Source organism: Streptomyces sp. NPDC088400 (genome assembly GCF_044753355.1).
In the GTDB taxonomy this organism is placed as follows: domain Bacteria; phylum Actinomycetota; class Actinomycetes; order Streptomycetales; family Streptomycetaceae; genus Streptomyces.
In genome coordinates this window covers 724,966-749,495 of record NZ_JBIVMZ010000003.1, presented here as the reverse complement: position 1 = coordinate 749,495, position 24,530 = coordinate 724,966, and the positions used below count along the sequence as shown (strand labels likewise).

The window sequence follows — 24,530 nt, the reverse complement described above, 5'->3', positions numbered from 1 at the left end:
GAAAAACGGAGCCTGGCCGATGACGAAACGTATGCGCAAAGGAGTGGTGGCTGCTGTGGCGCTGCTCATCGGAACGGCGGCGGCCTGCGCCGGACCCGAGCGGATCCCCGCCTCCGACCGGGCGCCGCACCAGGGCGCCGCGGGGCCCGCCGCGGCGGAGGGCGCGGAGCCACCCGGCGGATTCACACTCGTCGCCTCCGGCGATGTCCTGCCGCACGAGTCCGTCATCAGGCAGGCCAACATCGACGCGGGCGGGGACGGCTACGACTTCGCTCCGATGCTCGCCGCCGTGAAGCCGGTGGTGTCCGGCGCCGATGTGGCGATCTGTCACATGGAGACCGTGTACGGGGAGGAGAACGGCCCGTTCAGCGGCTACCCCGACTTCGTATCACCGCCCCAGATCGCGCAGGGCCTGCGGGACACCGGCTACGACTCCTGCTCCACGGCCTCCAACCACGCCCTGGACGACGGATCCGAGGGCGTGCGCCGCACCCTGGACGCCCTCGACAAGGCGGGCGTCAAACACGCGGGCTCGGCCCGCTCGGCCGCAGAGGCCGCCCGCCCCGCCCTGATGACGGCGGGCGCCGCCAAGGTCGCCCAACTCGCGTACACCTACGGCACCAACGACTCCTCACTGCCCGACGGACAGCCCTGGGCGGTCTCCCTCACCGACGAGCGGAAGATCATCGCCGATGCCCGCGCGGCCCGGAAGGCCGGCGCCGATGTCGTCGTGGTGAGTGTCCACTGGGGCACCGAGTGGCAGACGGCCCCCGACGAGGACCAGCTCGATCTCGGCAGGAAGCTCACCGCGTCCCGCACGGGCGGCCGGCCCGACATCGATCTGATCCTCGGCACCCACGCCCATGTACCCCAGGCGTACGAGCAGGTCAACGGCGTCTGGATCATCTACGGGATGGGTGACCAGATCGCCGGCACCATGACCAACGACGACGGCGAGCTCGACTCGCGCGGCAACCACGGCTCGATCGGCCGGTTCACCTTCGAGCCGCCCGCGGTGAAGGGGGAGCGCTGGCCGGTGAAGAGGGCCGAGTTCATCCCGCAGATGATGGATCTGGGGACCATGCGCGTGGTCAATCTGCCGGAGGCCGTACGCGAGGATCCCGACCGGGACGACTACAGCGAGGTCCAGGAGGAGATCAGCGCGGCGGTGCTCAGCCGTGGCGCGGCGGTCGACGGCCTGTCCATGGCGAGGTAGTGCGCCGCGGAGGGACTCGACGCCGTTTCGGGTGCCGGTGCCGTGCTGGTTGCGGTTCGGGGTGTCGGTTCCGATTCCGGCTATGGCACCACTACGGCTACGGGACGACCGTGACCGGCCAGCGCCCGGCCTTGACCAGCCGTACCGCCACCGATCCGATCAACCGGTGCCCCGCCGATTCCGAGGCGCCGACCACCACGGCATCCGCCTTCAGTTCGTCGGCAGCGCTGACCAGCCCGTTGTACGGGTCGCCGTGGAAGGTGTGGAACTCCCAGCGGACGTCCCAGACATCCCTGACCCGCTCTATGGCCACGCGGAGCTCCGCCACCAGCGCCTCGGCGATCTCCCCGGTCGTCTCCGCGACCGGGGCGCCGAGGGCGGCGCCCGCGGGCAGTACCGGCTGCACATAGACGATGGCGAGCAGCGCGTTCTGCCGCCTGGCGAGGCCGCCGGCGTACGCGGCCGCGCGGAAAGAGGACTGTGATCCGTCCACACCGGCGACGATCACCTTGGGGCCGTCGGTTCCGCGTTCGAATTGAGTGGGCTGCTGCTCAGTCACGGCAGGCAGGCTATCCGCTCCTGAAGCACAGCTCGCGGGCGGTGTCCCTCGGGGCGGTCCGTGCCGGGCCTCTGCGGAGTCTTGGGCCGACGACCGTCGGGCCATCGAACACAGGGGCGCCACCGGTGGAGCGCCACCGTTCCACCGGCGCACCGCTGTTCCACCGGAGCAGGGCTTGGTTCCTCGCCCCGGCACAGCTCATCCCATCGGGTGCATTACCCCGGATTGCCGGTGTTGCTGAGCGGCACGGAGCATCCCCCGTGCGAGCTATTAATCATGAAAAACGATCAGCTGGTTCCGGGACGCCGTACCGTCCTTCGGATCGCGGCCTGCCTCGGCGCCGCCGTCACCGCCCGGATCCTGACCGCGGGTCAGGCCGGCACGCCGGGCCGCCCCCCGGCTCCGGCTCCGGCGGCGGGGCCGAAGGCGGCCGCGGCCCTCAGGCCCTCCGCGTACCGGCTGGATCCGATGACGGAAGTCGTACTGCCCGGCAGCCGCAGGAACCCGCCCCCGGTACGTCAGGTGCCTTTCCTGGAGTTCCCCGAGCTGGGTCACACCATGGTGCTCACCTTCGACGACGGGCCCGACCCCGCCTACACGCCCGGCATCCTGCGCACCCTGCGCGAGCACGACGTGCGCGCGATGTTCCTGGTCTGCGGGGAGATGGTCGAATCGAGCCCCGATCTGCTGCGGGAGATCGCCGACGACGGGCATGTGATCGGCAACCACACCTGGTCGCACCCGCGGATGACGAAACTCGCCAGGTCGGAGATCCGCAGCGAGATGGAGCGGACCAGCGAGGCCATCGAGAAGGCCATCGGCACCGCACCCCTGTGGTACCGCGCGCCCTACGGCGCCTGGAACCGGCACTCCTTCGAACTCGGCGCCGAACTGGGCATGGAACCGCTCGCCTGGACCGTCGACAGTCACGACTGGACCACCCCGCCTCCTCCGGCGGACAGCATCGTCAGCAGGGTGCTGGACGGGGCGGGCCCCGGGGTCGTCATCCTCTCGCACGACGCGGGCGGCGACCGTACGCAGAGCGTGGCGGCGCTGCGCCGTTATCTGCCGCAGCTGCTGGACGAGGGCTACCGCATCGCCGTACCGCACCGCTGAGCCGGGCCGCCCCGCCCGCCCCGCTCCCGGCTGGTCAGCGGGTCTTGACCAGCCGGGCGAAGACGACGACATTCCCGTCGTAGCCGTTCGCCTTCGAATAGGTGCCGCCGCAGGTGATCACCCGGAGTTCGGCGTGACCGGTGTCGCCGTAGACCTGAGGTCCGGGGAAGCCGTTCTTGGAGAAGACCTCGACGCCGTAGATCTCGAACACCGCTGTCCGGCCGTCGAAGCGGCTCACCTCGACGTGCTGCCCCTTCTCCAGCGAGCCGAGCCCGAAGAACACCGCGGGCCCGCCCTTGTTGTCGACATGCCCGACGACCACCGCTGTGCCACGCTGGCCGGGGGCGACGCCGTTCTGGTACCAGCCCGCCAGATTGGGGTCCTGCGGCGGCGGGGCCGCGATCCAGCCGTTCTGGTCGAGCCCCACGTCCACGACCGGTGCGTCGATCTTGATCGCGGGGATCCGTACCCGGGACATCGGCGCGTACGGCAGCGGTTTCACGACCGGGAGGGGCACGGTGGCGGCCACCGCCGGGTCGGCCTGGTTGTCCAGCGAGGCGGCCGCCGCCGGCTGCGGGGGCCCCAGCGGTGTGTCCACCCCGTTCCGCATCATCGCCAGGCCGGTAAGCATGACAAGAGCCAGTACGCCCCAGGGAGAGCGTTTCCTCGACTGCTGGGCGCTGTGGTCCTGGCCCATGGTTCTCCCTTCGTGGGCACCTGGGGGCACGCTAAGCGCGGACCGTCCCGGTGGCGATCACTGGCGGGCGAACGGGTGGCCGGTCCCGCCGCGATGGCCCATCCGAGTAGGCGGCGTACAAAAACTTCTGACGGTCTGTGACCTGCGGCTCCGTCAGGCGGAGGCGCGTTCCTCGGCGTGTCGCCTCACCGGGGTGGACCAGTGCCGAAATGCGGCGATTGGATCATCCGGTGAGGGTTCGTCATGGAAGGCGTACTCGTCGAATTTCCCGGAGCACCGCTTTGGGGCGTCTTCCGCTGGAGGTTCAACGATGCGTGCTTCACGCGCTCTCGCGGTGACCGCGACCGCCTGCGCGGCCGTGGCGCTCTCCGCCCCGCTGGCCGGCGCCAGCAACGGTCCGACCAATGTCACCGTCAACCCGTTCTCGGTCCACCAGGGCAGCCGGATCGAGATCTCCGTCCGGGGCTGCGGCCACGGAGGCACCGTCACGTCCAACGCCTTCTCGAGGGCGGAGCTGTCGGTGAACGCCTCGGGACACTCCACGGCCACGGCCCGCATCCATGACAACGCCACGCCCGGCCGCTACAACCTGGCCGTGCGGTGCAGCGACAACCCCAGAGTCGCGACGCACCAGTTCGAGGTGCTCGCCGGACGCGGTGCGCTCGGCGGCCTCGGTGGTTCCGTCGGTCCCAGCTCGACGGAGATGGCGTTCGGCGGGGGGCTCGTCGTCATGGCCGCCGCGGGTGGTTCGCTGTTCCTCGCGAGGCGTCGCCGTCTGACCGGTGTGCGGGTCTGACCGGTCGCCCGTGCCCCGGTCGCCCATGACCTCGCCGCTCTTGTCCGCCCGTCCCGCCCCGGTCGACTCCGTGAGCGCCCCGACATCGCGAGTGCCCCCAGACGCCCGTCGCCCCGAGTCCTGGCAGAGGACTCGGGGCGACGGGCGCGACGCGCGGTGGTGAGCCGCGTCAGTGTCCGCGGGCGTCAGCCCGCCGACGGACGGTGTAGATGGTTCCGGTGGCCGCCGCGACCACCAGTGCGGTACCGGCGACCATCTCCGCGGCGCTCACGCCGCCGACGCTGCCGCCGAGACCGCCCTGGACACCCGCGGGCAGAATCGAGGTGGAACTGGCCGTGGGCGTCACCGCCCCGGTCGGCGACGGGGCGCGGGCGATGGTGAGCGTCCTCGTACCCGTCGTGCCGTTGCAGGAGAAGGTCACCCGGTACGACGCGCCGGGCTTGGCGTCCCAGTCCACCGTGGCGGTGGCCGATCTGCCTGACGGGACGGTGACGGTGTCGAAGACCGCGGAGGAGGCGGTGGCGGACGAGGCACAGTTGGTGACGGACAGGGTCACCCTGCCTCCTGGCGCGACGGTGGAGGGGGTGACGGTGTATCCGAACTGCGTGCTTCCGCCGTTGACCGCGGCCGCCGCCGTGGGGGCGGTGAGTGCGAGTGCGGCCACTCCCAGCAGAGCGGCGGATGCGGCACGTATCGCGCGCATGGTCAATCCTCCGGGTCCCCGAGGAGCAGCTGCGGAACCGTTTTCCACAAAGGACAAGGGATGCGCCTCGATGCCGGAAACGCTAGGAGCGCCCTATCACACCCGCGATCGCTGACGGGCGAATGGGGCACGGGTGTCCCCCGGGCGGCGGACACCCGTGCCGGGCCACGCCCCGGTGTCATGGCCGAAGGCATGGCAGGGAACATGACCCGGCGTCACGGGCCGAGGCCACCGCCCGGTGTCACGGGCCGACGTCGGAACCGAACGTCAGAACCGGACGTCGGAACCGAACGTCAGGACCGGACGTCGGAACCGGACGTCACGAACGGATCTGCGGGAAGAGATCGAGGAACGGGGCCGTCGTCGCGCCGATACCGCGGCCGTAGGGGGCGTCGAAGTCCCAGATGAGGAAGAGCAGGAAGGCGATCAGCACGCTGAAGAGTCCCGCCAGCAGGAGCTCGCGGAAGGTGCGGCGGATCTGGAGCACGAAGATCATCCCCACCGTGACCAGGGCGCCGCCGATGAGGCCGGCCCAGACGACGCCGGGCATGGTGGCGCCCGCGTTCTCCCCACGGGAGCCTCTGGCGTCGTCGGCGGCGGCCACCTGGTCGAGCAGCGGCTGGTACGCCTGGCCCTCCAGGTCCGTCCGCGGCACGTGCTGGGTGACGTCGCGGCGGAGCTGATCGAACAGCCGCGTGCCCTTCGGGTCGAGTGCCTCGTGTTCGGACATGTGCGGCCACTCGGTGTGGACGACGTACGAGACGTAGGCGTCCACGTCGGAGCGGATCCGGTTCCTGGCGTCGGCCGGGTAGACCTGGACCCGCTCGCGGATCTCGTGGAGGGCCTGGGCCTCCTGGCGTACGGACTCCTGGGCCGCGCCCCGCGCCTCCCAGACGCCGGCGATCGCGAGGCCCAGCACGATCGCGTAGACCACGCCGATCATCATCGTCATGTAGTCCATGACGTCAGGGGTTTCGGAGGGATCGTCGTCGTCCTCGTCGATACGACGGTGGTTGACGATGACGGTGGTGATGACGACCGCGCAGACAGCGGCCAGAGCGATGCTCAGAACGAGCCATTCCGACATGAGGTCTCCGTCGGTCAGCGGGAACGGGGGCGTAATACGGCCGCGGCGAGCACGGCCGGGGCCGTGATCAGGAGCATCAGGAGAACCGGCGAGGTGCCGCTCTTGGGCTGCTTGCGGGGTGCCTTGTGGTACGCGGGCATGGCCACCTGGGGTGGCGTGGGGTCGACGGACGGAGTCGGCGACGGACGGCTCGGCCTCGGGCTCGGCGCAGGCGGCGGCGGCTCGGGCGCTGGCGTCGGCGGCGGTGTCACCCTGGGCGGGCGAGGGGCCGGCCGGGCCCGCGGCGGTGGTGCCGGCGGCTCCGGTTCGACGCTCGGCGGCCTCGGTGGCGACGGCCTCGGAGGCTTCGGCGGTTCCGGAGGCGTCGGTTCCGGAGATGCCGGTGGCGTAGGAGAGGGCGTCGGTTCGGGCGGGGACTCGGACGGCCGGGGAGGAGTCGGAGTCGGAGTCGGGGTCGGCCGGCAGTCGCCGCTGCCCGCCACGGCCACCGCCCAGACCGAACCACCGGGACCGATGGAGGCGTAGGCACAGCTGTGGGCCGAGGCGGGCGTGGAAGTGGCCGACAGCGCTATGAGTGCGGAGGCTGCCAACAGCCGTCCGACGAACGATCCATACACGGGCAGGAGCTTGGTCCCGATCCGGTCAGATCATGCCTGAAGTACTTCAAATTCCCTCGGACGAGGGTATTTGGCGGTCCCTGTGAGGGGTCCGTCAGAAGTTTTTTTCGGCCGCGTTGAACGCTACGTGCACCCGGACCCGTATTGAGGGCTATGAACGGCGGCGCAGTCGAGCGCCTCAACTGGAGTCACTGACAACAGGAGTTGACATGAACACCTGGCGGAACGCCTCGCTCGCGGTGACCGCGGCGGCCGTACTGGCCCTGACGACGGCGTGCGGTCAGGACCCAGGCACCAACACCAACGGACAGTCTGTCGGGGCGGCTTCACCGGCCGGTCAGCCCGGCTCCGCCGGTTACGGCGACACCGACTACGGCTCCGGCGCGGGCGCGGGAGCAGGAGCAGGAGCGACAGGGGCGGCGGCCGCCGCGGCCAAGCCGGCGGGGCAACTCGCCGTGTTCGACAGCAAGAAGCTCGGCAAGGTCGTCACCGACAGCGAGGGGTTCACGCTCTACCGCTTCGACAAGGACACGCCGAGCCCGCCCAAGTCGAACTGCGTGGGTGACTGCGAGAAGACCTGGCCGGTCGTCAAGGCGGGCGACGCCAAGGCCCCGGCCGGCACCGACGCCGCGCTGCTCGGCGAGGTCACCCGCGCCGACGGCACCAAGCAACTCACCATCGACGGCTGGCCGATGTACCGCTACGCCAAGGACGCCAGCGCCGGCGACGCCAACGGCCAGGGTGTGGGCGGCACATGGTTCGCCTCGGCGCCCGACGGCAAGAAGGCCTCCGCCGAGGGCTCCGACTCGGGCGGCAGCCCGGCCGACCTCGCGGGCCTGTCGGTCCGCAAGGACCCCAAGCTCGGTGACATCGTGGTCGACGCGAAGGGAATGACGGTCTACCGGTTCACCAAGGACACCGCCTGGCCCATGAAGACGGCCTGCACCGGAGCCTGCCTCGACAAGTGGCCGGTGGTCGCTCCCGTCGCCAAGAACGATGTCGAAGGCGTCACCACGAAGGGCTTTGTGACCTTCGACCGTCCCGACGGAATCAAGCAGCAGACCCTCAACTGCTCGCCGATCTACACCTTCGCCGGTGACAAAAAGCCGGGCGACACCAATGGTCAGGGCGTCGGCGGCACCTGGTACGCCGTCTCCCCCGACAATGAGCTGGTCGGAGCGTCCAAGTAGTCCCCACGCCCACGCTCCGGCCCACCGGTCCGCCGTCACGCCCCCGTGTGACGGCGGACCGGTTGCATGTGCCGTTGACGTGTGACCAAGACGTGTGACCAAGAACGGATCGTTAATTTCCGTTTGGGCTCGCTCTCTTGGCGGGCGATCAGTAGCCTCGGCTCGAACAACCGGCCGTGTACACGGCCGTGACTCCGTGGCGACTTGTTGGAGACATCGATGGAGCGTCCCGCCTGGGCCCCGCAGGGCATCGACATATCGATGCCAAGCGTTTCCCGCATTTACGACTACTATCTGGGCGGTTCGCACAATTTCGAGGTGGACAGGGAAGCCGCACGCCGGGCGATGGGTTTCATGCCGGGACTTCCCACGATCATGAAGACGAACCGCGCGTTCATGCGCCGCGCGGTGAAATTCGCGGTGGACGAAGGCATCTCCCAGTTTCTCGACATCGGATCCGGCATTCCGACCTACGGCAATGTCCATGAAGTCGCCCAGGCCGCCCACCCCGACAACCGGGTGCTCTACATCGATCACGACCCGGTCGCGGTGGCCCACAGCCAGGCGGTCCTCGCCGGCAACGACAACGCCGCCATCCTGGCCGCGGACCTCCGCAAGCCCCGCCAGATCCTGGACAGTCCCGAGACTCTCCAACTGCTCGACCTGGACCGGCCCGTGGCGCTGCTCCTCGTCTTCGTACTGCACTTCCTGGAGGACGAGGACGAGCCGTACAAGGCCGTGGCCGAGCTGCGGGACGCACTCGCGCCCGGCAGCCTGGTCATCCTCACCCACGCCTCGTACGACGGTGTCCCGCTCCCGCAGGAGCAGGCGGGCGGCGCGGTCGACGTCTACAGGGAGATCCGCAACCCGCTGGTGATGCGGAGCCGCGAGGAGACGGCACGGTTCTTCGACGGCTTCCAGATGGTCGCGCCCGGCCTGGTGTCCATGCCGGACTGGCGGCCCGACTGCCCCGCCTCCCAGGAAGATCCGTACGCCTACTCGGGCTTCGCCGGAGTGGGACGCAAGGCGTGAGGATTCCGGCGCAGGCGACGGGCTCCGGGGCGGACCCGGACGGCCCGGAGGACAGACTCAGGCGTTTCGCGACGATCTGGAGCCGGGCGATCTTCCCGTCGACAGCCACGTCCTTGACGCGCCCCGAGTTCGAAACACATCTGACTCCGCTGGCACGGGAGTTGAAGGAGGCGCTGCACGCGCGTCACTTCGACACCACACCCGCCGGGCGAGTCGGGGCCGACCTCGTGGCGGCCAACTGCACCGACCCCGACGCCCTGAGCCGTACGCTCGGCGTCATCGACTCCTATCTGGTGCTGTACTGCGGTACGGAGGACCTGCCCGCGGAGGAGTGCCGGGCCCGCTGCTCGCGCCTCCAGCACGTGCTCGCGGCCGGTTTCGCCCATGCGCTGCGCGAGCGGACCCTCGCCGAGCAGGAGGCCATCGCCCGCTCCGCGCTCGCCGCGCGCAGCGAGGCCGAGGTGGCGCTGCACGCCACCGAGGCCCGCTTCCACGCGGTGTTCGAGGGCGCGGCCATCGGTATCGGCATCGCCGACCTCGACGGCAACGTGCTGGAGGTCAACGACACGCTCACCCAGATGTTCGGCGGGCTGGAGCATCACGTCCGCAGCCGCAAGGTGAGCGAGTGGGTCCATCCCGAGGACGGGCCCCACGTCTGGCGCATGTACGGCGAACTCATCCAGGGAGAGCGCGAGCACTTCCGTGTCGAGAAGCCGTTCTACCGCAACGACGGCACGGTGCTCTGGACCAATCTGACGCTCTCGCTGCTGCGGGACGCCGAGGGTGCCCCGCAGTACCAGCTGGCGCTGATGGAGGACACCACCGAGCGGCGGCTGCTCAATCTGCGGCTGAGGTACGAGGCCACCCACGACGCCCTGACCGGACTGCCCAACCGGACACTGTTCTTCGAACGGCTGGAGAAGACTCTCGCCGCGGACGAGGGCGCGCGCTTCGGCCTCTGCTATCTCGACCTCGACGGCTTCAAGGCGATCAACGACAGCCTCGGCCACGCGGCGGGGGACCGGCTGCTGGTCGAGGTCGCCGACCGGCTCCAGAGCTGTGCCACGGCGCCGGGCGAGATGGTGGCCAGGCTGGGCGGCGACGAGTTCGTCGCGCTGACCACCGGGCCGGGCACCGAGAGCGGCGCGACCGATCTCGCCTCCCGGATCCTCGGCGCGCTGTCCCACACGGTCCGGCTCGACGGCCGGGAGTTCACGGTCCGGGGCAGCGTCGGCATCGTGGAGGGGCTCGCCGCCGAGCGCAGCGCCGCGGAGGTGCTGCGCAGCGCGGACATCACCATGTACCGGGCCAAGGCGGCGGGCGGCAACCGTTACGAGGTGGCCGACGCGGAGGCCGACGCCCGCGCCATCACCCGGCACGGACTGACCACGGCGCTGCCGGCCGCCCTGGAACGCGGCGAGTTCTTCATCGAGTACCAGCCGCTGGTGCACCTGGGCGACGGCACGGTGCACGGTGCCGAGGCGCTGGTGCGCTGGTCGCATCCGCAGCACGGCGTTCTCGGCCCCGACCGGTTCATCCCGCTCGCGGAGCACACCGGGCTGATCGTGCCGCTCGGCCGCTGGGTGCTGGAACAGTCCGTACGGCAGGCCATGGCCTGGCAGGAGCAGTTGCCGGAAGGGACGCCCGGCGCACCGCCGCGGATCAATGTGAACCTCTCGCCCACCCAGCTGCACCACCCCGGACTGGTCACCGACACGGTCGAGGTGCTCGACCGGATCGGCCTCCCGCCGGGATCGCTCTGCCTGGAGGTCACCGAATCGGCGCTGATCGGCGCCGACGAGGATCTGCTGAAACCGCTGCGCCAACTCGCCGAGATGGGCGTGGACATCGCGCTGGACGACTTCGGCACCGGCTACTCGAACCTGGCCAACCTGCGCCGGCTGCCGGTGAGCGTACTGAAGCTGGACCGCTCCTTCACCCAGGGCATGCAGCAGCATCCGGCCGATCCGGTCGACCTGAAGATCGTGGAGGGGATCGTCTCACTCGCCCACAGCCTGGAGCTGGCCGTGACGGTGGAGGGTGTGGAGACCGGGGCACAGGCGGAGCATCTGCGGCGGCTCGGCTGCGACACCGCACAGGGCTGGTACTACGCCAGACCGGGGCCGCCCGAGCAGCTTCGTTCGCTGTCGCTCGCGGACGCCGTCTGATCCGTCGTCCGTGCCGGCGCGCGTATCGCCGTACACCCGGGTCCTGTGCGATCCGGTCGACCGGTTCACTCCGTCCGGTTCGGCCGCGGTGTTTTCCGGGCCCGGGCCCCGGCTTCTGCCGGGTCCCGGGATCCGGCTGCGGTCCGGGTCCCGGCTGCGGATCCGGCTGTGGTCCGGGCCCCGGCCTGGGTGGACAGCAGCACCTTCTGAAGTTCGCGGGCGGCGCGCGGCGGGGCGACATCGCTGCGGTGCGCGAGCGCGATCGTACGGCGCAGCCCCGGCCGGGCCAGGGCGGTGACCCGTAGATCGCGGGCCCGCGCCGCCACCATGCTCGGTACGACCGCCAGGCCGAGACCGGCCCGTACGAAGCCGAGGACGGCGTCCATCTCGCCGCCCTCCACGGTGAACGACGGCTCGAACCCCTCGGCCCGGCAGGCGGCCACCGTCAGCTCGCGCAGGTCGTAGCCGTGCCGGAACATCACCAGCGGCTCGCCCTCCAGGTCGGCGATCCGGACCGGGCGCCGTGGGGCGGGTGAGGCGGCCGAGGAGACCACGACCAGATCCTCGTGCAGCAGCTCGACCGTGGTGAGCGCGGGGGAGGCGGCCGGCAGGGGCATCACCACCAGCGCGAGATCCAGCGCGCCGCGCGCCAGCTCCCGTACCAGATCGTGCGAACCGCTCTCCTCGATCAGCAGCTCGATGCCCGGGTGAAGATCGTGGAAGGCGCGCAGCACCTCGGGCAGCAGCCCCGTGCACAGACTCGGTGGCGCCCCCAGCCTGACCCGGCCGCGCCGCAGCTGCACCAGCTCCAGTACCTCGTGCCGGGCGGTCTCGGTGTCGGCGAGGATGCGCCGGGCCAGCGGGAGCAGTGCCTCACCTGCGTCGGTGAGCGCCACATTGCCCCGGGCCCGGCTGAACAGCTCGGCCCCCAACTCCTTCTCCAGCGCCCTGATCTGCTGCGACAGCGACGGCTGCGAGACATGGACACGCTCGGCGGCGCGCGTGAAGTGCCTGGTCTCGGCGACGGCCACGAAGTAGAGAAGCTGCTGGAACTGCATGCCTCCATGATAGGCGCAGGCTATGGATATGAGCCGGACCATGTCTTGGACCTCTGAGCCGCCGAGACCTAGCGTTCTGTTCATGGCTCTGGCAACGCGGACGGACCGACGGCCGTCCTTGACCCGCACCCTGTGGGTATCGACGGTCGGGAAGAAGACGGTCATGGCCGTGACCGGCCTGATCATGCTCGGCTATCTGGTCGCGCACATGTACGGCAACCTGAAGATCTTCTTCGGGCTCGACGCCTTCAACGAGTACGCGCACTGGCTACGGACCATGGGCGAGCCCATGCTGCACTACGAGTGGGCGCTCTGGATCGTACGAGTCGGCCTCGTCGTCGCCGTCGTCCTGCACGGCGTCTGCGCCTACCAGTTGAGCCGCCGCGACCTCGCCGCCCGCCCGAGCAAGTACGTACACAAGCGACCGCGCGCGAGCTACGCCACCCGCACCATGCGCTGGGGCGGGATCATCCTCGCCCTGTTCATCGTCTGGCACATCCTCGACCTGACGACCGGCACCGTGCACACGGGCGGCTTCCAGTCCGGCCGCCCGTACCAGAACGTCGTGGACACCTTCTCCACCTGGTACGGCAACGTCATCTACATCGTCGCGATGCTCGCCCTCGGCCTGCACATCCGGCACGGCTTCTGGAGCGCCGCGCAGACCCTCGGCGTGGGCAACGCCACCCGCGACCGCGTCCTCAAGGCCACCGCCAACGTGCTGGCGCTGGTGCTGACCGCGGGCTTCGTCGCCGTACCTGTCGCCGTCATGACCGGAGTGGTGAGCTGACATGAAGAACAAACCCACCGACTATCCCGACTACGCCGACTACAGCGCGTACGCCCTCGGCGAGCCGATCGCCGACACCAAGGCCCCGGACGGCCCCGTCGCCGAGCGCTGGAACCGGCGCCGCTTCGAGGCCAAGCTGGTGAACCCCGCCAACCGCCGCAAGCACACCGTGATCGTCGTCGGTACGGGGCTGGCGGGCGGCGCCGCCGGCGCCACGCTCGCCGAACAGGGCTACCACGTCGTCCAGTTCTGCTACCAGGACTCGCCCCGCCGCGCCCACTCCATCGCCGCCCAGGGCGGCATCAACGCCGCCAAGAACTACCGCAACGACGGCGACTCCGTCCAACGGCTCTTCTACGACACCGTCAAGGGCGGCGACTTCCGGGCCCGCGAGTCCAACGTCCACCGGCTCGCCGAGGTCTCGGTCGAGATCATCGACCAGTGTGTCGCCCAGGGCGTGCCCTTCGCCCGGGAGTACGGCGGACTCCTCGACACCCGCTCCTTCGGCGGCGTGCAGGTCTCCCGTACCTTCTACGCGCGCGGCCAGACGGGCCAGCAACTGCTCCTCGGCGCCTACCAGGCACTGTCACGGCAGATCGCCGCCGGCGCCGTCGAGATGCACCCCCGTACCGAGATGCTCGACCTGATCGTCATCGACGGACGGGCCCGGGGCATCGTCGCCCGCGACCTGATCACCGGCAGGATCTGCACCTACTTCGCGGACGCGGTGGTCCTCGCCTCCGGTGGCTACGGCAACGTCTTCTACCTCTCGACCAACGCCAAGAACAGCAACGCGACGGCGATCTGGCGGGCGCACCGGCGTGGCGCGCACTTCGCCAACCCCTGCTTCACCCAGATCCACCCCACCTGTATCCCCCGCTCCGGCGAGCACCAGTCCAAGCTGACGCTGATGAGTGAGTCGCTGCGCAACGACGGCCGGATCTGGGTGCCGAAGGCGCGCGGCGACCGGCGTCCGCCGGCCGGGATCCCCGAGGACGAACGCGACTACTACCTGGAGCGGATCTACCCCGCCTTCGGGAATCTCGTCCCGCGTGACATCGCCTCGCGCGCGGCGAAGAACGTCTGCGACGAAGGACGCGGTGTCGGGCCCGGCGGCCAGGGCGTCTATCTCGACTTCGCCGACGCCATCGCCCGGCTCGGCCGCAAGGCGGTCGAGGAGAAGTACGGCAACCTCTTCGAGATGTACGAGCGGATCACCGCCGAGAACCCGTACGAGGCGCCGATGCGTATCTACCCGGCGATCCACTACACGATGGGCGGACTCTGGGTCGACTACGACCTCCAGACCACGATTCCCGGCCTGTTCGCGATCGGCGAGGCCAACTTCTCCGACCACGGGGCCAACCGGCTCGGCGCGTCCGCCCTGATGCAGGGCCTGGCCGACGGCTACTTCGTCCTGCCCTCCACGATCAACGACTATCTCGCCCGTCATCCGCACCACGACGAGATCGACGACTCCCACCCGGCTGTCGAGGAAACCGTCGCCGAGACCGAGGACCGGCTGCGGCTGCTGCTCGCCGTCGACGGCGACCGCACGCCCGACTCCTTCCACAAGGAGATCGGCGAACTCCTCTGGGAACACTGCGGGATGGCCCGTACCGAGGAAGGCCTGCGCAAGGCGCTCGACCGGATCCCGCAGATCCGCGCGGAGTTCTGGCGCCGGATCAAGGTGCCGGGCACCGGCGAGCAGCTCAACCAGTCGCTGGAGAAGGCCAATCGCATCGTCGACTACCTGGAACTCGCCGAGCTGATGTGCCTCGACGCCCTGCACCGCGCCGAGTCCTGCGGCGGCCACTTCCGTGAGGAGTCACAGACCGAGGGCGGCGAAGCGGCGCGCCGCGACGGGGAGTTCACGTACGCGGCGGCCTGGGAGTTCACCCGGACCGGCGCGGCGCCCGTCCTGCACAAGGAAGACCTCGTCTTCGAGTACGTCCACCCCACTCAGCGGAGCTACGCATGAGGCTCACCCTGCGCGTCTGGCGCCAGCCGGACGCCGACACCCCCGGCGCCATGGTCACTTACGGCATCGACGGCATCTCCGAGGACATGTCGTTCCTGGAGATGCTCGACACCCTCAACGAGGAGCTGATCCTCAAGGGCGAGGAACCGGTCGCCTTCGACCACGACTGCCGCGAAGGCATCTGCGGAGCCTGCGGCGTCGTCATCAACGGCGACGCCCACGGCCCCGAACGCACCACCACCTGCCAGCTCCACATGCGGCACTTCGACGACGGCGACACCATCGACGTCGAGCCCTGGCGGGCCGGGGCCTTCCCGGTGGTCAAGGACCTCGTGGTGGACCGTACCGCCTTCGACCGGATCATCGGCTCCGGCGGCTACATCACCGTCCCCACCGGCGCCGCGCCCGAGGCCCACGCCACCCCGGTCCCCAAACCCGACGCCGACTTCGCCTTCGAACACGCGGAGTGCATCGGCTGCGGCGCCTGTGTCGCGGCCTGCCCCAACGGCTCGGCGATGCTCTTCACCTCGGCCAAGGTCAATCACCTCAATGTGCTGCCACAGGGCGCGCCCGAGCGTGAGACCCGCGTCCTCGACATGGTCGCGACCATGGACGAGGAGGGCTTCGGCGGCTGCACGCTCGCGGGCGAGTGCGCCACCGCGTGCCCGAAGGGCATTCCGCTGCCGTCGATCGCGGCGATGAACAAGGAGTGGCTGCGGGCGGCCCGTAAGGTCGCGCGTTAGGTCCTGTCCGGACAGGACCTGAAGCATGTACGGCGGCTCCGCGCGGTCCCGTACCCCAGCGCATCCGGTACTTCGCGCAGCGTTAGGGTCGGCGGGCAGGTGGTCCTGGCCCGGTCAGGACCTGGCGGGAGACGACCGCTTTGCCTGCCGCCCCGCCCGGCTGACGTACGGAAAGAGAGCATGGCCGTGACACGAACCGACGGAAACAGCACCGACGGAAACAGCACTGACGGAAACAGCACTGACGGAAACAGCGCCGAAGGAAGCGTCGCCGACGGAAGCGGCGCCGGGGGAAACGGCACGATGCGGGCAATGGTCTACGAGAGCTACGGCGCGCCCGATGTGCTGTCCCTGGCGCGGCGGCCCCGGCCGAAGGTGGGTCCCGGTGAGGTCCTCGTACGGGTGCGTACCGCCTCGGTCAACCCGGTCGACTGGAAGCTGATGTCCGGTGGCCTGGACGGGCTCATGGACGTTTTCTTCCCCGTCATCCCCGGCTGGGACGTGGCCGGCGTGGTCGAGGAGACCGGCATCGACGCGCCGGAGTTCGCCGTCGGCGACGAGGTCATCGCCTACGCCCGCAAGGACTATGTGCAGGGTGGCACCTTCGCGGAGCTGGTCACGGTGCCGGTCCGGGCTCTCGCGCGTAAGCCCGCGTCCCTGAGCTGGGACCAGGCCGCAGGCCTCCCGCTGGCCGGGCTCACCGCCTACCAGTTGCTGACCCGGCTCGGCGTCGGCCCGGAAGACGTCGTGCTCATCCACGGCGCGGGCGGGGGAGTGGGTTCACTCGGCGTTCAGATAGCCCGCGCGCTCGGGGCGCGGGTCATCGCGACCGCGTCCCGCGCCAACCACGACCGGCTGCGGGACCTCGGGGCCGAGCCCGTCGAATACGGAGAGGGCCTGGCGGACCGGGTCCGTGCCCTCGCGCCCTCCGGGGTCACCGTCGTCGCGGACTTCGTCGGCGGGGTCCTGGAGGCGACCCTGGCGGTTCTGGGCGAAGGCGGCCGTCACGCCTCGATCGCCGACGACTCCGTCATCGGGGCGGGCGGCCGGTGGATGTGGGTGCGCCCGGACAGCGCCGACCTCACCGCACTGGGCGAACTCGCCGACGACGGCAAGCTCACGGTCCCGGTGGCCCGGACGTTCCCCCTGGAGGAGTTGGCGGACGCCTTCGCACTCAGCCAGTCCGGACACGCGCAGGGCAAGATCATCGTGCGTGTGTGAGAGCGGGAGCCCGCTGAGGCCCGAAGGACCGCGAGAGGCCCCGGCCGGACGTCGGCCGGGGCCTCAGGCGTGCCCGGAACTCTCATCGCGATCCGAACATGCCACAACTCACTGATCTAGGCTGGCGGATGTGACGAAGAGCAGCAGGCCGCTGGCCGTATTCGATCTCGACGGAACCCTTGCTGAGACGGGTCACCGCCAGCACTTCCTGGAGTGCAGTCCCCGGGACTGGAAGGGCTTCTTCGGCGCGGCCGGGCAGGACCCCCCTCTCGCCGAGGGCGTACGGCTGGCGGCGGAGGCGGCGGAGAGCTGCGAGGTCACCTACCTCACCGGCCGCCCGGAGCGCTGCCGCAAGGACACCTTGGCCTGGCTGGCGGCGCACGGTCTGCCCGAGGGGCGGGTCTGGATGCGCCGTGACAACGACCGGCGGCCCGCGCGGAACACCAAGCTGGAAATCCTGCGCGAGCTGGCCGGGGGCCGCGAGATCCGGATGCTGGTGGACGACGACGAACTGGTCTGCGTCGCGGCCGAGCGTGCGGGCTTCAGGGTCATACGGGCGCGCTGGGCCAGTACGTCACAGGTCCTCAAAGACGCGCAGGAGCGCGAGGGCCGCACCTGAGGGCCGGCACCGCAGTGGCCCGCGGGTCCTGACGTACCGCACCGCCCGTACCGCACCGCCGCCCGTACCGTCCTGCTACGGCCTGTCAGATGCCCTCCTCCAGGCGGAAACCGAGCTTCAGACCCACCTGGTAGTGCTCGATGTCGCCGTCGACGATATGGCCGCGGACTTCCGTCATCTCGAACCAGTCCAGGCCTCTCAGCGTCTGGGACGCCCGGTTGATGCCGTTGCGGATGGCGTCGTCGATCCCCTCGTGGGAGGTGCCGACGATCTCCGTGACCCGGTAGGTGTGGTGGGACATGAGTCGCTCTCCTTCGCGCGTTTCATCCATCTCGCACGTCTCGTACATCTCGTACGCACACGTCTTACTTCTCGTATGTCATGGATGTCGCCAGACATCGCCAATGTCCGGCTCGTCACTCCACCGTGCCCCACCCCGCGGCGCTCCGCGAGGCGCGGGGCGGGAAGTGGCCCCCTCTCGTGGGATGCCCTTTTCGCGGGAGACCTCTTCATTCAGACGTCTCACATCCGGACTCCTCCGTGTGGTCATGTCAAATCCAGTCGGTCACGGAAGAAACGAAGGGACAGCGTGCGGGGCCCGACGTGCCGACATCGGGCCCCGGTCACCGGCCTTCCCCACCGGCACAGGAGTTCGTCATGCCCGCCATCGCACCCGCTCCGTTCCCTTCGACCACCCTGTCCGCAGCCACACTCGCCCCCACCGTCGCTCCGGCTCCCCCCGTCGCGCCTTCCGCCGTCGGTGACGAGTCGCGGTACGTGGTCTCCCTCGCCCGCACGCAGGACGACGTACGGGCCGCACAGCGCCTGCGCCACCTGGTCTTCGCCGGCGAGTTGGGCGCCCGGCTCGACGGGCCCGAGCCCGGCCTCGACGTCGATGCCTTCGACGAGTTCTGCGATCACCTGCTGGTACGGGAAGAGAGCACCGGCGAGGTCGTCGGTACGTACCGGCTGCTGCCGCCCGCCGCGGCCAGGGCCGCCGGACAGATCTACTCCGACAGCGAGTTCGACCTCACCCGGCTCGCCCCGATCCGGCACGACCTGGTCGAGGTCGGCCGCTCCTGCGTCCACCCCCTGCACCGCACCGGCGCCGTCATCGCCCTGATCTGGGGCGGACTCGCCCGCTACATGGCCACCACCGGACACAACTGGCTGGCGGGCTGCTGCTCGATTCCGCTCGCTGACGGCGGCACCCTGGCGGCCTCGACCTGGCACGCGGTGAAGAGCAGGAATCTCGCGCCCGAGGAGTTCCAGGTCACCCCGCGCCGCCTCTGGACCCCGGACGCCGCCGTCGCCGCCGCGGCCCACTCCGAGCTGCCGCCCCTGCTGCGCGGCTATCTGCGGCTCGGCGCCTGGGTGTGCGGGGCGCCGGCGCACGACCCGGAGTTCGGCGTCGCCGACCTGTACGTCCTGCTGTCGATGCGCCGTACCAACCCCCGCTACCTGCGGCACTTCCTCTCCCTCGTTCCCGCCGCATGAGCGCCTGGCTGCCCACCGCGCCCTGCACCCCGCACGACTGCGCCACCCACAGCGGCCCCAGGACCCGTGTGGCGGCCGCGGTGGGACGGCTGCTGGTGGGGATCCCCCTCGTCCTGGCCGGGGCGCTGCTCACGCCACTGCTCGCCCTGTTGGGTGCGGCCGTACGGGACCGGATCACCGTGTTGTGGGCCCATTCCGTCCTCCGGGTCTTCGGACTGCGGATCCGTGTCGTGGGGCAGCGCCCGGCCCCGCGTCGTCCCGGGCACGCGGGCGGCGGAATGCTGGTCGTCGCCAACCACATCTCCTGGCTGGACATACCGGCTCTCGGCACCGTCTTCCCGTCGCGGATGCTGGCCAAGAGCGAGATCCGGAGCTGGCCGGTCATGGGTGTGCTGGCCGCCAGGGGCGGCACGCTCTTCGTGGAGCGCGAACGGCTGCGGGCCCTGCCCGGCGCCGTACGGACCGTCTCCGCGGCGCTCACCGCCGGCTCCCGGGTGGCCGTCTTTCCCGAGGGCTGTACGTGGTGCGGCCAGGACCAGGGCCGGTTCACCTCGGCGGTCTTCCAGGCCGCGCTCGACGCGGGGGTTCCCGTACGTCCCGTACGCATCACCTACCGCGCGCCGGACGGACAGGCCTCCGGCGCCCCGGCGTTCGTCGGGAACGACACACTGCACGCGTCGCTGTGGCGGGTCGTGACGGCCGGCGGGCTCACGGCGGAGATCACGGTTCTGCCGCCGATCCCCGCCGGGCGCCACACCGACCGCCGCGCGCTGGCCCACGAGGCCCGGACGGCCGTACTCGGGACCGCTGCCGCAGGGACCGCCGGCTCCGGGACCCCCGTCGCTCACGCGGTCGGCATGCCCGGTGCCGTCGTACGCGCCGCGGTGCCTCAGACCACCGTCGCGAGCGACAGCGCGAACCGGCCGGCCTCATCGGTCCACCAGTGCGACAACTCCATTCCCGCATCGGCCAGTTCGGTCCGTACCCGGTCCTGACGGAACTTCGCCGACACCTCTGTACGTACCTCCTCACCGGCCTCGAAGTGCGCCACCAGATCGAGTTCGGGGATCTTCACGGTGAGGGCCCGGCGTGCCCGCAGCCGCATCTCGATCCACTCCCGCTCCGGATCCCAGAGCGCCACATGCTCGAAGTCGGCCGGATCGAAGTCCGCGCCGAGCTCCCGGTTGATGACGGTCAGTACGTTCTTGTTGAACGCGGCCGTCACACCGGACGCATCGTCGTACGCCCTGACCAGTACCGACTCGTCCTTGACCAGGTCCGTACCGAGCAGCAGCGTGTCACCGGGCACCAGCAGCGCCCGGATCGACGCCAGGAACGCCGAACGTTCGGCGGGCAGCAGATTGCCGATCGTGCCGCCGAGGAACGCGACCAGCCGGGGCCCCGGAGTGCCGGGCAGTGTCAGCCCCCCGGTGAAGTCGGCGATCAGGGCGTGCACATGGAGTCCGGGCCGCTCGCCGAGCAGGGCTTCGGCTGCCCCGGTCAGCGCGCTCTCGCTCACATCGACCGGCACATAGCTGTGCAGGCCGGTCAGCGCGTCGAGCAGATGGCGGGTCTTCTCGGACGATCCCGAGCCCAGCTCGATCAGGGTGCGCGCGCCGGTCGCCGCCGCGATCCGCGGTGCGCGGGCGACGAGGATCTCCCGTTCGGCCCGGGTCGGGTAGTACTCGGGCAGCCTGGTGATCTCCTCGAACAGGTCGCTGCCCCGGGCGTCGTAGAACCATTTGGGCGGCAGCGTCTTGGGCGTACGGGTCAGCCCCTGGAGCACATCGGCGCGCAGCGCGGCCTCCGTGGCATCCTCGGGCAGAGTGCGGGTCAGCAGGAACGGGCTCACGCGGGGGGCTCCTTGAGGGGGGAGAGCAGAACGTCGGTGCGGGTCGCCACCAGCAAAGTGCGGTCCGGGACCTCGCGCCAGCGCGGATCGTCGTCGTACGGCTCCGAGGCCACCACCGAGCGGTCACCGGGGCCGGTGAGATACCAGAGCGTGTCGCCCCAGGAGGTCGCCCCGATCCGTTCACCATCGGTGACCAGCAGATTGAGCCGGGAGCCGGGCGCGGCCGTCGCGACGTCGAGGACGGTGTCGGCCAGCGCCTGGCCCAGTTCGTCCCCGGCCCGCAGCCGGTGCAGCAGCAGCGCCCACACCAGCGCGGAGTCGTTGCGGGCCGCGAGGGACAGCAGTTCCTCGGCGGGGAGCGAGGCGGCCAGGGGCGCCACACTGCCGGGCCAGCCGCCGACCGCGCCGTTGTGACTGAACAGCCAGGGTCCGGCGGCGAACGGCGCCGCGGCCGCCTCGCCGTCGGCGCCCGGTACGGTCGCGTCACGCACCGCGGCGAGCAGGGATCCGGTACGGACCACCCGTGCCAGATCGGTGAATCCGAGGTCCCCCCAGATGGGGCCGGCGCGCCGGTAGCGGGCGGGCACCGGATCGCCGTCGGCATACCAACCGACGCCGAAACCATCGGCGTTGACGGTCCCGTTACGCTGCCGTCGTGGTGCCCAGGACTGCCGGTACAGGGCGTGTGGAGGCTGGAGGAGTGTCTCGCCCAGCGCCACCGGCGGCCCGAGGTAGGCGATATGACGGCACATCAGGCACCACCGGATCCTGCGGAACCCGCCGTGCCGGAATCGGCGATCACGGAATCAGCGATCACGGAGTCGGTGATCACGGAGTCGGCGGAACGGGCCGTGCGGAAGCCCGAGAAGATCTGGCGGCGCACCGGCAGATCCCAGTTACGGAACGTCCCCCGGCAGGCCACCGCGTCCACCGCGAACGAGCCTCCCCGCAGCACCTTGTGCGCCCCGCCGAAGAACACCTCGGAGTATTCGCGGTACGGGAAGGCGGCGAAACCCGGATACGGCAGGAAGTCGCTCGACGTCCACTCCCAGACGTCCCCGATCAACTGCCGTACACCCAGCGGGGAAGCGCCTTCCGGATAGCTGCCCGCCGGGGCCGGCTGGAGATGGCGCTGGCCCAGGTTGGCCCGCTCCGGTGTGGCCTCCTCGTCGCCCCACGGATAGCGCGAGGACCGGCCCGACGCGGGGTCGTGCCGGGCCGCCTTCTCCCACTCCTCCTCGCTCGGCAGCCGGCGCCCCGCCCAGCGGGCGTACGCGTCGGCCTCGTACCAGCTCACATGCAGCACCGGCTCCTGGGCGGGGACCGGCTCCACCGCCCCGAAGCGGCGGCGCAGCCACTGCCCGCCCTCGCGCCGCCAGAACAGTGGCGCGCCGATGTTGTGCTCCCGGATCTGCGCCCAGCCCTCGGGCGCCCACCAGCGCTCCTCCGTGTAGCCGCCGTCCTCGATGAACTCCAGGTAGGCGCCGTTGGTCACCGGCACGGTGTCGATGAGGAAGGCCGGTACGAGCCGCTGGTGCGCCGGGCGCTCGTTGTCCAGTGCCCATGGCTCGGTGGAGGTGCCCATGGTGAACGGCCCGGCCGGTACGAGCACTTCGGAGGGCAGTCCAGACGTGTCCCCGGCGGGCGGCGGGGGCGCGGTCAGCGCGGCGGGTCCCCGCCGCAGCTGGTGGGTGATGAGCATGGTCTCGTCGTGCTGCTGCTCGTGCTGCGCGATCATCCCGAACGCGAAGCCCGCGTCCAGCAGCGGACCGCCGCCGTGCAGCGGTGTGCGCTCGACGATGTCCAGGACCCGGCCCCGTACGTCGGCGGCATACGCCCGTGCCTCGGACGGCGGCAGCAGCGGCAGCGTGGGCCGCGCGGACCGGGGATGCTCGAAAGCGTCGTACACCGAGTCGATCTCCGGGCGGATGGCGTCACGGCCTCCGACGGTCCGCAGCAGCCACTGCTCCTCCTGATTGCCGATGTGCGCCAGGTCCCAGACCAGCGGGGACATCAGCGGCGAGTGCTGTGCGGTCAGTTCACGGTCGTCGACACAGGAGGTCAGCAGGGAGGTACGGTCCCGGGCGGCCGTCAGGGAGTCGAGGGCGCGGCGCCGCAGCTCCTCGGCCGGTATGGCGGCGGGCGGGTCGGCCGGCAGGCCGGCGGTCCGGGTGGGGCGGTCGGTCATGAGAGGAGATCCTTCCCGGTCACGGGCGTGCGCAGATCGTCGGCGGGACATCGGCCCGGCAGGACATAGCGGTCGGTGAAGGCGGCGACCGCGTCCCGCACGGCCGGGGTGGCGCCGATGCGCGGAAGAGCTTCCTGGGCGGCGGCGAAGCAGGCCCTCGCGGCGGAGTGCAACTCGGGGTCGGCCAGGCCGTACCGGGCGGCATTGCCCCAGAGAGCATTGTGGGGAGCGGGCAGGGGGCCAGCCGTCTCGGCGAGTGATTTGACGGTGCGGTACACGGTCTCCGACGCCTCGGCATCGTCGAACAGCGCGGTGGTGACGGCGAGCGGCACCATCCAGCCGTCCTCCCCGGACTGCGCGTCGATCATGCGCAGTTCCAGATGGCCGCGCGGCCGGATGGGTGGGAAGAGCGTGGTGAGGTGGTAGTCGAGATCGGCGCGGACCGGCGGACGCGGCAGCCCCGACCGGATCCAGTCCCGGAAGCTCAGCCCCTCCGGCACGGACCAGGGGCCCCGGTCCGCCCTGATACACATCACCGGCGCGTCCAGGGCGTGCGTGGCCCACGCCTCGCGCGGACCGGACCGGCCGGACGGCGCGGCGGTGCGGGCCGGGTCCAGTTGGGCCCACATCGCCTGCCGGGTGGAGCGCCAGCCGGTCTGTCCGCCCTCCCTCATCGGCGAGTTCGCGAACGCGGCGACCAGCACCGCGCCCAGCAGATGGGCCAGTTGCCAGCGCCGGCCGTAGCCGAGCGGGCCCGGCTCCTCGTGGCCCGCGTCCAGACACACCTGGATGGAGGCCGTCGACCGCATCATGGCGCGCCCGGCCGGACCGATCCGGTCCAGATAGGTCTCCATCGCTTCGTAGCGCGGCTCACGCAGCATGCGATGGGGGGAGTGCCAGGGATCGTGGCCGAGACCGGAGAGCCTGAGGCCTGCCGTACGCAGCGCCGGGCGTACGGCGTCCAGGTCAGCGGCGGTGGTGGTGATGCACTCCATCAACGACGCGGCGGGCGGGGAGCTGAGCTCCAGCTGGCCGCCGGGTTCGAAGGTGAGTGCCGATCGCAGGTGCAGGGTCCGCAGGTCGTCGAACGCGTCGTGGAGACGCGGGGCCGGGACCGGTCGTTCGGGGGAGTGCAGGTCGTGGACGAGCCATTCCAGTTCTACGCCCACGGTGCGGGGCGGGCCCGTCTTGAAGCAGATACCGCGGATCAGATCCACTGCGTCGCTCTCGCCGAGTGGTGATCCCTCATCGGTGACACTGTCGGGTGGCATGGCCGGATCCTTCTGTCGAAGACCGTGACCGGACTCCGTCCCGGGGGCGGGACGGAGCGCTTCGTCCAACCTAAAGCCACTCTTGCCGCTTCGCACAAGAGTGCCCGTGCGATCACTGTTTCGTCAGCT

Annotated in this window: 24 protein-coding genes; 14 read left to right on the top strand and 10 right to left on the bottom strand. The window is 70.6% G+C overall.

Annotation, left to right across the window (positions count from 1 at the left end; translation table 11 throughout):
* Positions 1-19: 19 nt before the first annotated feature.
* A complete protein-coding gene (locus ACIQD6_RS10890; RefSeq protein WP_401880589.1) occupies positions 20-1,216 on the top strand; it encodes a CapA family protein in 1,197 nt (398 codons plus the stop codon).
* A gap of 97 nt (positions 1,217-1,313) precedes the next feature.
* Here the strand turns inward: ACIQD6_RS10890 and ACIQD6_RS10885 are convergent, their stop codons facing one another.
* Positions 1,314-1,775 carry a universal stress protein gene (locus ACIQD6_RS10885; protein WP_401880587.1) on the bottom strand — a complete coding sequence of 154 codons (462 nt, stop codon included), beginning with the start codon at positions 1,773-1,775 and terminating at the stop codon, positions 1,314-1,316.
* Between the two features lie 276 nt (positions 1,776-2,051).
* On the opposite strand from ACIQD6_RS10885, the gene ACIQD6_RS10880 reads away from it, so the two are divergent.
* Complete coding sequence (locus tag ACIQD6_RS10880) at positions 2,052-2,891, top strand: polysaccharide deacetylase family protein (RefSeq protein WP_401880585.1); 840 nt, start codon at positions 2,052-2,054, stop codon at positions 2,889-2,891.
* 34 nt (positions 2,892-2,925) lie between these two features.
* Here the strand turns inward: ACIQD6_RS10880 and ACIQD6_RS10875 are convergent, their stop codons facing one another.
* Positions 2,926-3,588: a class F sortase gene (locus tag ACIQD6_RS10875; RefSeq protein ID WP_401880584.1), complete on the bottom strand. Its 663-nt coding sequence runs from the start codon at positions 3,586-3,588 to the stop codon at positions 2,926-2,928.
* A gap of 310 nt (positions 3,589-3,898) precedes the next feature.
* Between ACIQD6_RS10875 and ACIQD6_RS10870 the strand changes: the two genes are divergently transcribed.
* A complete protein-coding gene (locus ACIQD6_RS10870) occupies positions 3,899-4,384 on the top strand; it encodes a hypothetical protein (protein WP_401880583.1) in 486 nt (161 codons plus the stop codon).
* A 169-nt stretch (positions 4,385-4,553) separates the two neighbouring features.
* Here the strand turns inward: ACIQD6_RS10870 and ACIQD6_RS10865 are convergent, their stop codons facing one another.
* Together ACIQD6_RS10865 and ACIQD6_RS10860 are read right to left on the bottom strand one after the other, a co-directional pair.
* Positions 4,554-5,087 carry a hypothetical protein gene (locus tag ACIQD6_RS10865; RefSeq protein ID WP_401880581.1) on the bottom strand — a complete coding sequence of 178 codons (534 nt, stop codon included), beginning with the start codon at positions 5,085-5,087 and terminating at the stop codon, positions 4,554-4,556.
* 319 nt (positions 5,088-5,406) lie between these two features.
* On the bottom strand, positions 5,407-6,174 hold the full coding sequence (locus ACIQD6_RS10860) for a hypothetical protein (protein WP_401880579.1): 768 nt from the start codon (positions 6,172-6,174) through the stop codon (positions 5,407-5,409).
* A gap of 138 nt (positions 6,175-6,312) precedes the next feature.
* Between ACIQD6_RS10860 and ACIQD6_RS10855 the strand changes: the two genes are divergently transcribed.
* The 4 genes from ACIQD6_RS10855 to ACIQD6_RS10840 all read left to right on the top strand — a co-directional run bounded on the left by ACIQD6_RS10855 (position 6,313) and on the right by ACIQD6_RS10840 (position 11,181).
* Positions 6,313-6,699: a hypothetical protein gene (locus tag ACIQD6_RS10855; protein ID WP_401880577.1), complete on the top strand. Its 387-nt coding sequence runs from the start codon at positions 6,313-6,315 to the stop codon at positions 6,697-6,699.
* Positions 6,700-7,000: 301 nt separating this feature from the next.
* Entirely contained in the window at positions 7,001-7,981 is a 981-nt protein-coding gene (locus ACIQD6_RS10850; protein WP_401880575.1) for an SCO0930 family lipoprotein, read from the top strand.
* 219 nt (positions 7,982-8,200) lie between these two features.
* Positions 8,201-9,013 carry an SAM-dependent methyltransferase gene (locus tag ACIQD6_RS10845; protein ID WP_401880573.1) on the top strand — a complete coding sequence of 271 codons (813 nt, stop codon included), beginning with the start codon at positions 8,201-8,203 and terminating at the stop codon, positions 9,011-9,013.
* Complete coding sequence (locus ACIQD6_RS10840) at positions 9,010-11,181, top strand: putative bifunctional diguanylate cyclase/phosphodiesterase (protein ID WP_401880572.1); 2,172 nt, start codon at positions 9,010-9,012, stop codon at positions 11,179-11,181. The genes ACIQD6_RS10845 and ACIQD6_RS10840 overlap by 4 nt, the downstream gene beginning before the upstream one ends.
* Before the next feature lie 65 nt (positions 11,182-11,246).
* Here ACIQD6_RS10840 and ACIQD6_RS10835 read toward each other — a convergent pair whose 3' ends face one another.
* Positions 11,247-12,239 (bottom strand): LysR family transcriptional regulator, encoded by a 993-nt coding sequence (locus ACIQD6_RS10835; protein WP_401880570.1) that lies wholly within the window; start codon positions 12,237-12,239, stop codon positions 11,247-11,249.
* Between the two features lie 82 nt (positions 12,240-12,321).
* On the opposite strand from ACIQD6_RS10835, the gene ACIQD6_RS10830 reads away from it, so the two are divergent.
* From ACIQD6_RS10830 to ACIQD6_RS10810, 5 genes are all read left to right on the top strand, one after another.
* The gene (locus tag ACIQD6_RS10830) at positions 12,322-13,029 is read left to right on the top strand and encodes a succinate dehydrogenase (protein WP_401880568.1); all 708 of its coding nucleotides are present in this window, start codon (positions 12,322-12,324) and stop codon (positions 13,027-13,029) included.
* A gap of 1 nt (position 13,030) precedes the next feature.
* Positions 13,031-15,010, top strand: coding sequence for a fumarate reductase/succinate dehydrogenase flavoprotein subunit (locus ACIQD6_RS10825; protein WP_401880566.1), 1,980 nt, complete (start codon positions 13,031-13,033; stop codon positions 15,008-15,010).
* On the top strand, positions 15,007-15,753 hold the full coding sequence (locus tag ACIQD6_RS10820; protein WP_401880564.1) for a succinate dehydrogenase/fumarate reductase iron-sulfur subunit: 747 nt from the start codon (positions 15,007-15,009) through the stop codon (positions 15,751-15,753). The genes ACIQD6_RS10825 and ACIQD6_RS10820 overlap by 4 nt, the downstream gene beginning before the upstream one ends.
* Before the next feature lie 303 nt (positions 15,754-16,056).
* On the top strand, positions 16,057-16,974 hold the full coding sequence (locus ACIQD6_RS10815; RefSeq protein WP_401880810.1) for an NADP-dependent oxidoreductase: 918 nt from the start codon (positions 16,057-16,059) through the stop codon (positions 16,972-16,974).
* Between the two features lie 130 nt (positions 16,975-17,104).
* Positions 17,105-17,593: a hypothetical protein gene (locus ACIQD6_RS10810; protein ID WP_401880563.1), complete on the top strand. Its 489-nt coding sequence runs from the start codon at positions 17,105-17,107 to the stop codon at positions 17,591-17,593.
* A gap of 85 nt (positions 17,594-17,678) precedes the next feature.
* On the opposite strand, the gene ACIQD6_RS10805 is transcribed toward ACIQD6_RS10810, so the two are convergent.
* Complete coding sequence (locus ACIQD6_RS10805; protein ID WP_401880561.1) at positions 17,679-17,894, bottom strand: dodecin; 216 nt, start codon at positions 17,892-17,894, stop codon at positions 17,679-17,681.
* Positions 17,895-18,250: 356 nt separating this feature from the next.
* Here ACIQD6_RS10805 and ACIQD6_RS10800 point away from each other — a divergent pair, with 356 nt between their 5' ends.
* Both ACIQD6_RS10800 and ACIQD6_RS10795 read left to right on the top strand, forming a co-directional pair.
* On the top strand, positions 18,251-19,090 hold the full coding sequence (locus ACIQD6_RS10800; protein WP_401880559.1) for a GNAT family N-acetyltransferase: 840 nt from the start codon (positions 18,251-18,253) through the stop codon (positions 19,088-19,090).
* Positions 19,087-20,085 (top strand): lysophospholipid acyltransferase family protein, encoded by a 999-nt coding sequence (locus ACIQD6_RS10795; protein WP_401880557.1) that lies wholly within the window; start codon positions 19,087-19,089, stop codon positions 20,083-20,085. Before ACIQD6_RS10800 ends, ACIQD6_RS10795 begins: the two co-directional genes overlap by 4 nt.
* Here ACIQD6_RS10795 and egtD read toward each other — a convergent pair.
* The 4 genes from egtD to egtA are packed head-to-tail and all read right to left on the bottom strand — an operon-like array spanning position 19,980 to position 24,401.
* Positions 19,980-20,942, bottom strand: a complete 963-nt coding sequence (egtD, locus tag ACIQD6_RS10790) for an L-histidine N(alpha)-methyltransferase (protein ID WP_401880555.1) — start codon at positions 20,940-20,942, stop codon at positions 19,980-19,982. The two genes, ACIQD6_RS10795 and egtD, sit on opposite strands and share 106 nt — an antisense overlap.
* A complete protein-coding gene (gene egtC, locus ACIQD6_RS10785) occupies positions 20,939-21,694 on the bottom strand; it encodes an ergothioneine biosynthesis protein EgtC (RefSeq protein WP_401880553.1) in 756 nt (251 codons plus the stop codon). Before egtC ends, egtD begins: the two co-directional genes overlap by 4 nt.
* Entirely contained in the window at positions 21,694-23,130 is a 1,437-nt protein-coding gene (egtB, locus tag ACIQD6_RS10780) for an ergothioneine biosynthesis protein EgtB (RefSeq protein WP_401880551.1), read from the bottom strand. The genes egtC and egtB overlap by 1 nt, the downstream gene beginning before the upstream one ends.
* Positions 23,127-24,401, bottom strand: coding sequence for an ergothioneine biosynthesis glutamate--cysteine ligase EgtA (egtA, locus tag ACIQD6_RS10775; RefSeq protein WP_401880550.1), 1,275 nt, complete (start codon positions 24,399-24,401; stop codon positions 23,127-23,129). The genes egtB and egtA overlap by 4 nt, the downstream gene beginning before the upstream one ends.
* Positions 24,402-24,530 lie beyond the last annotated feature (129 nt).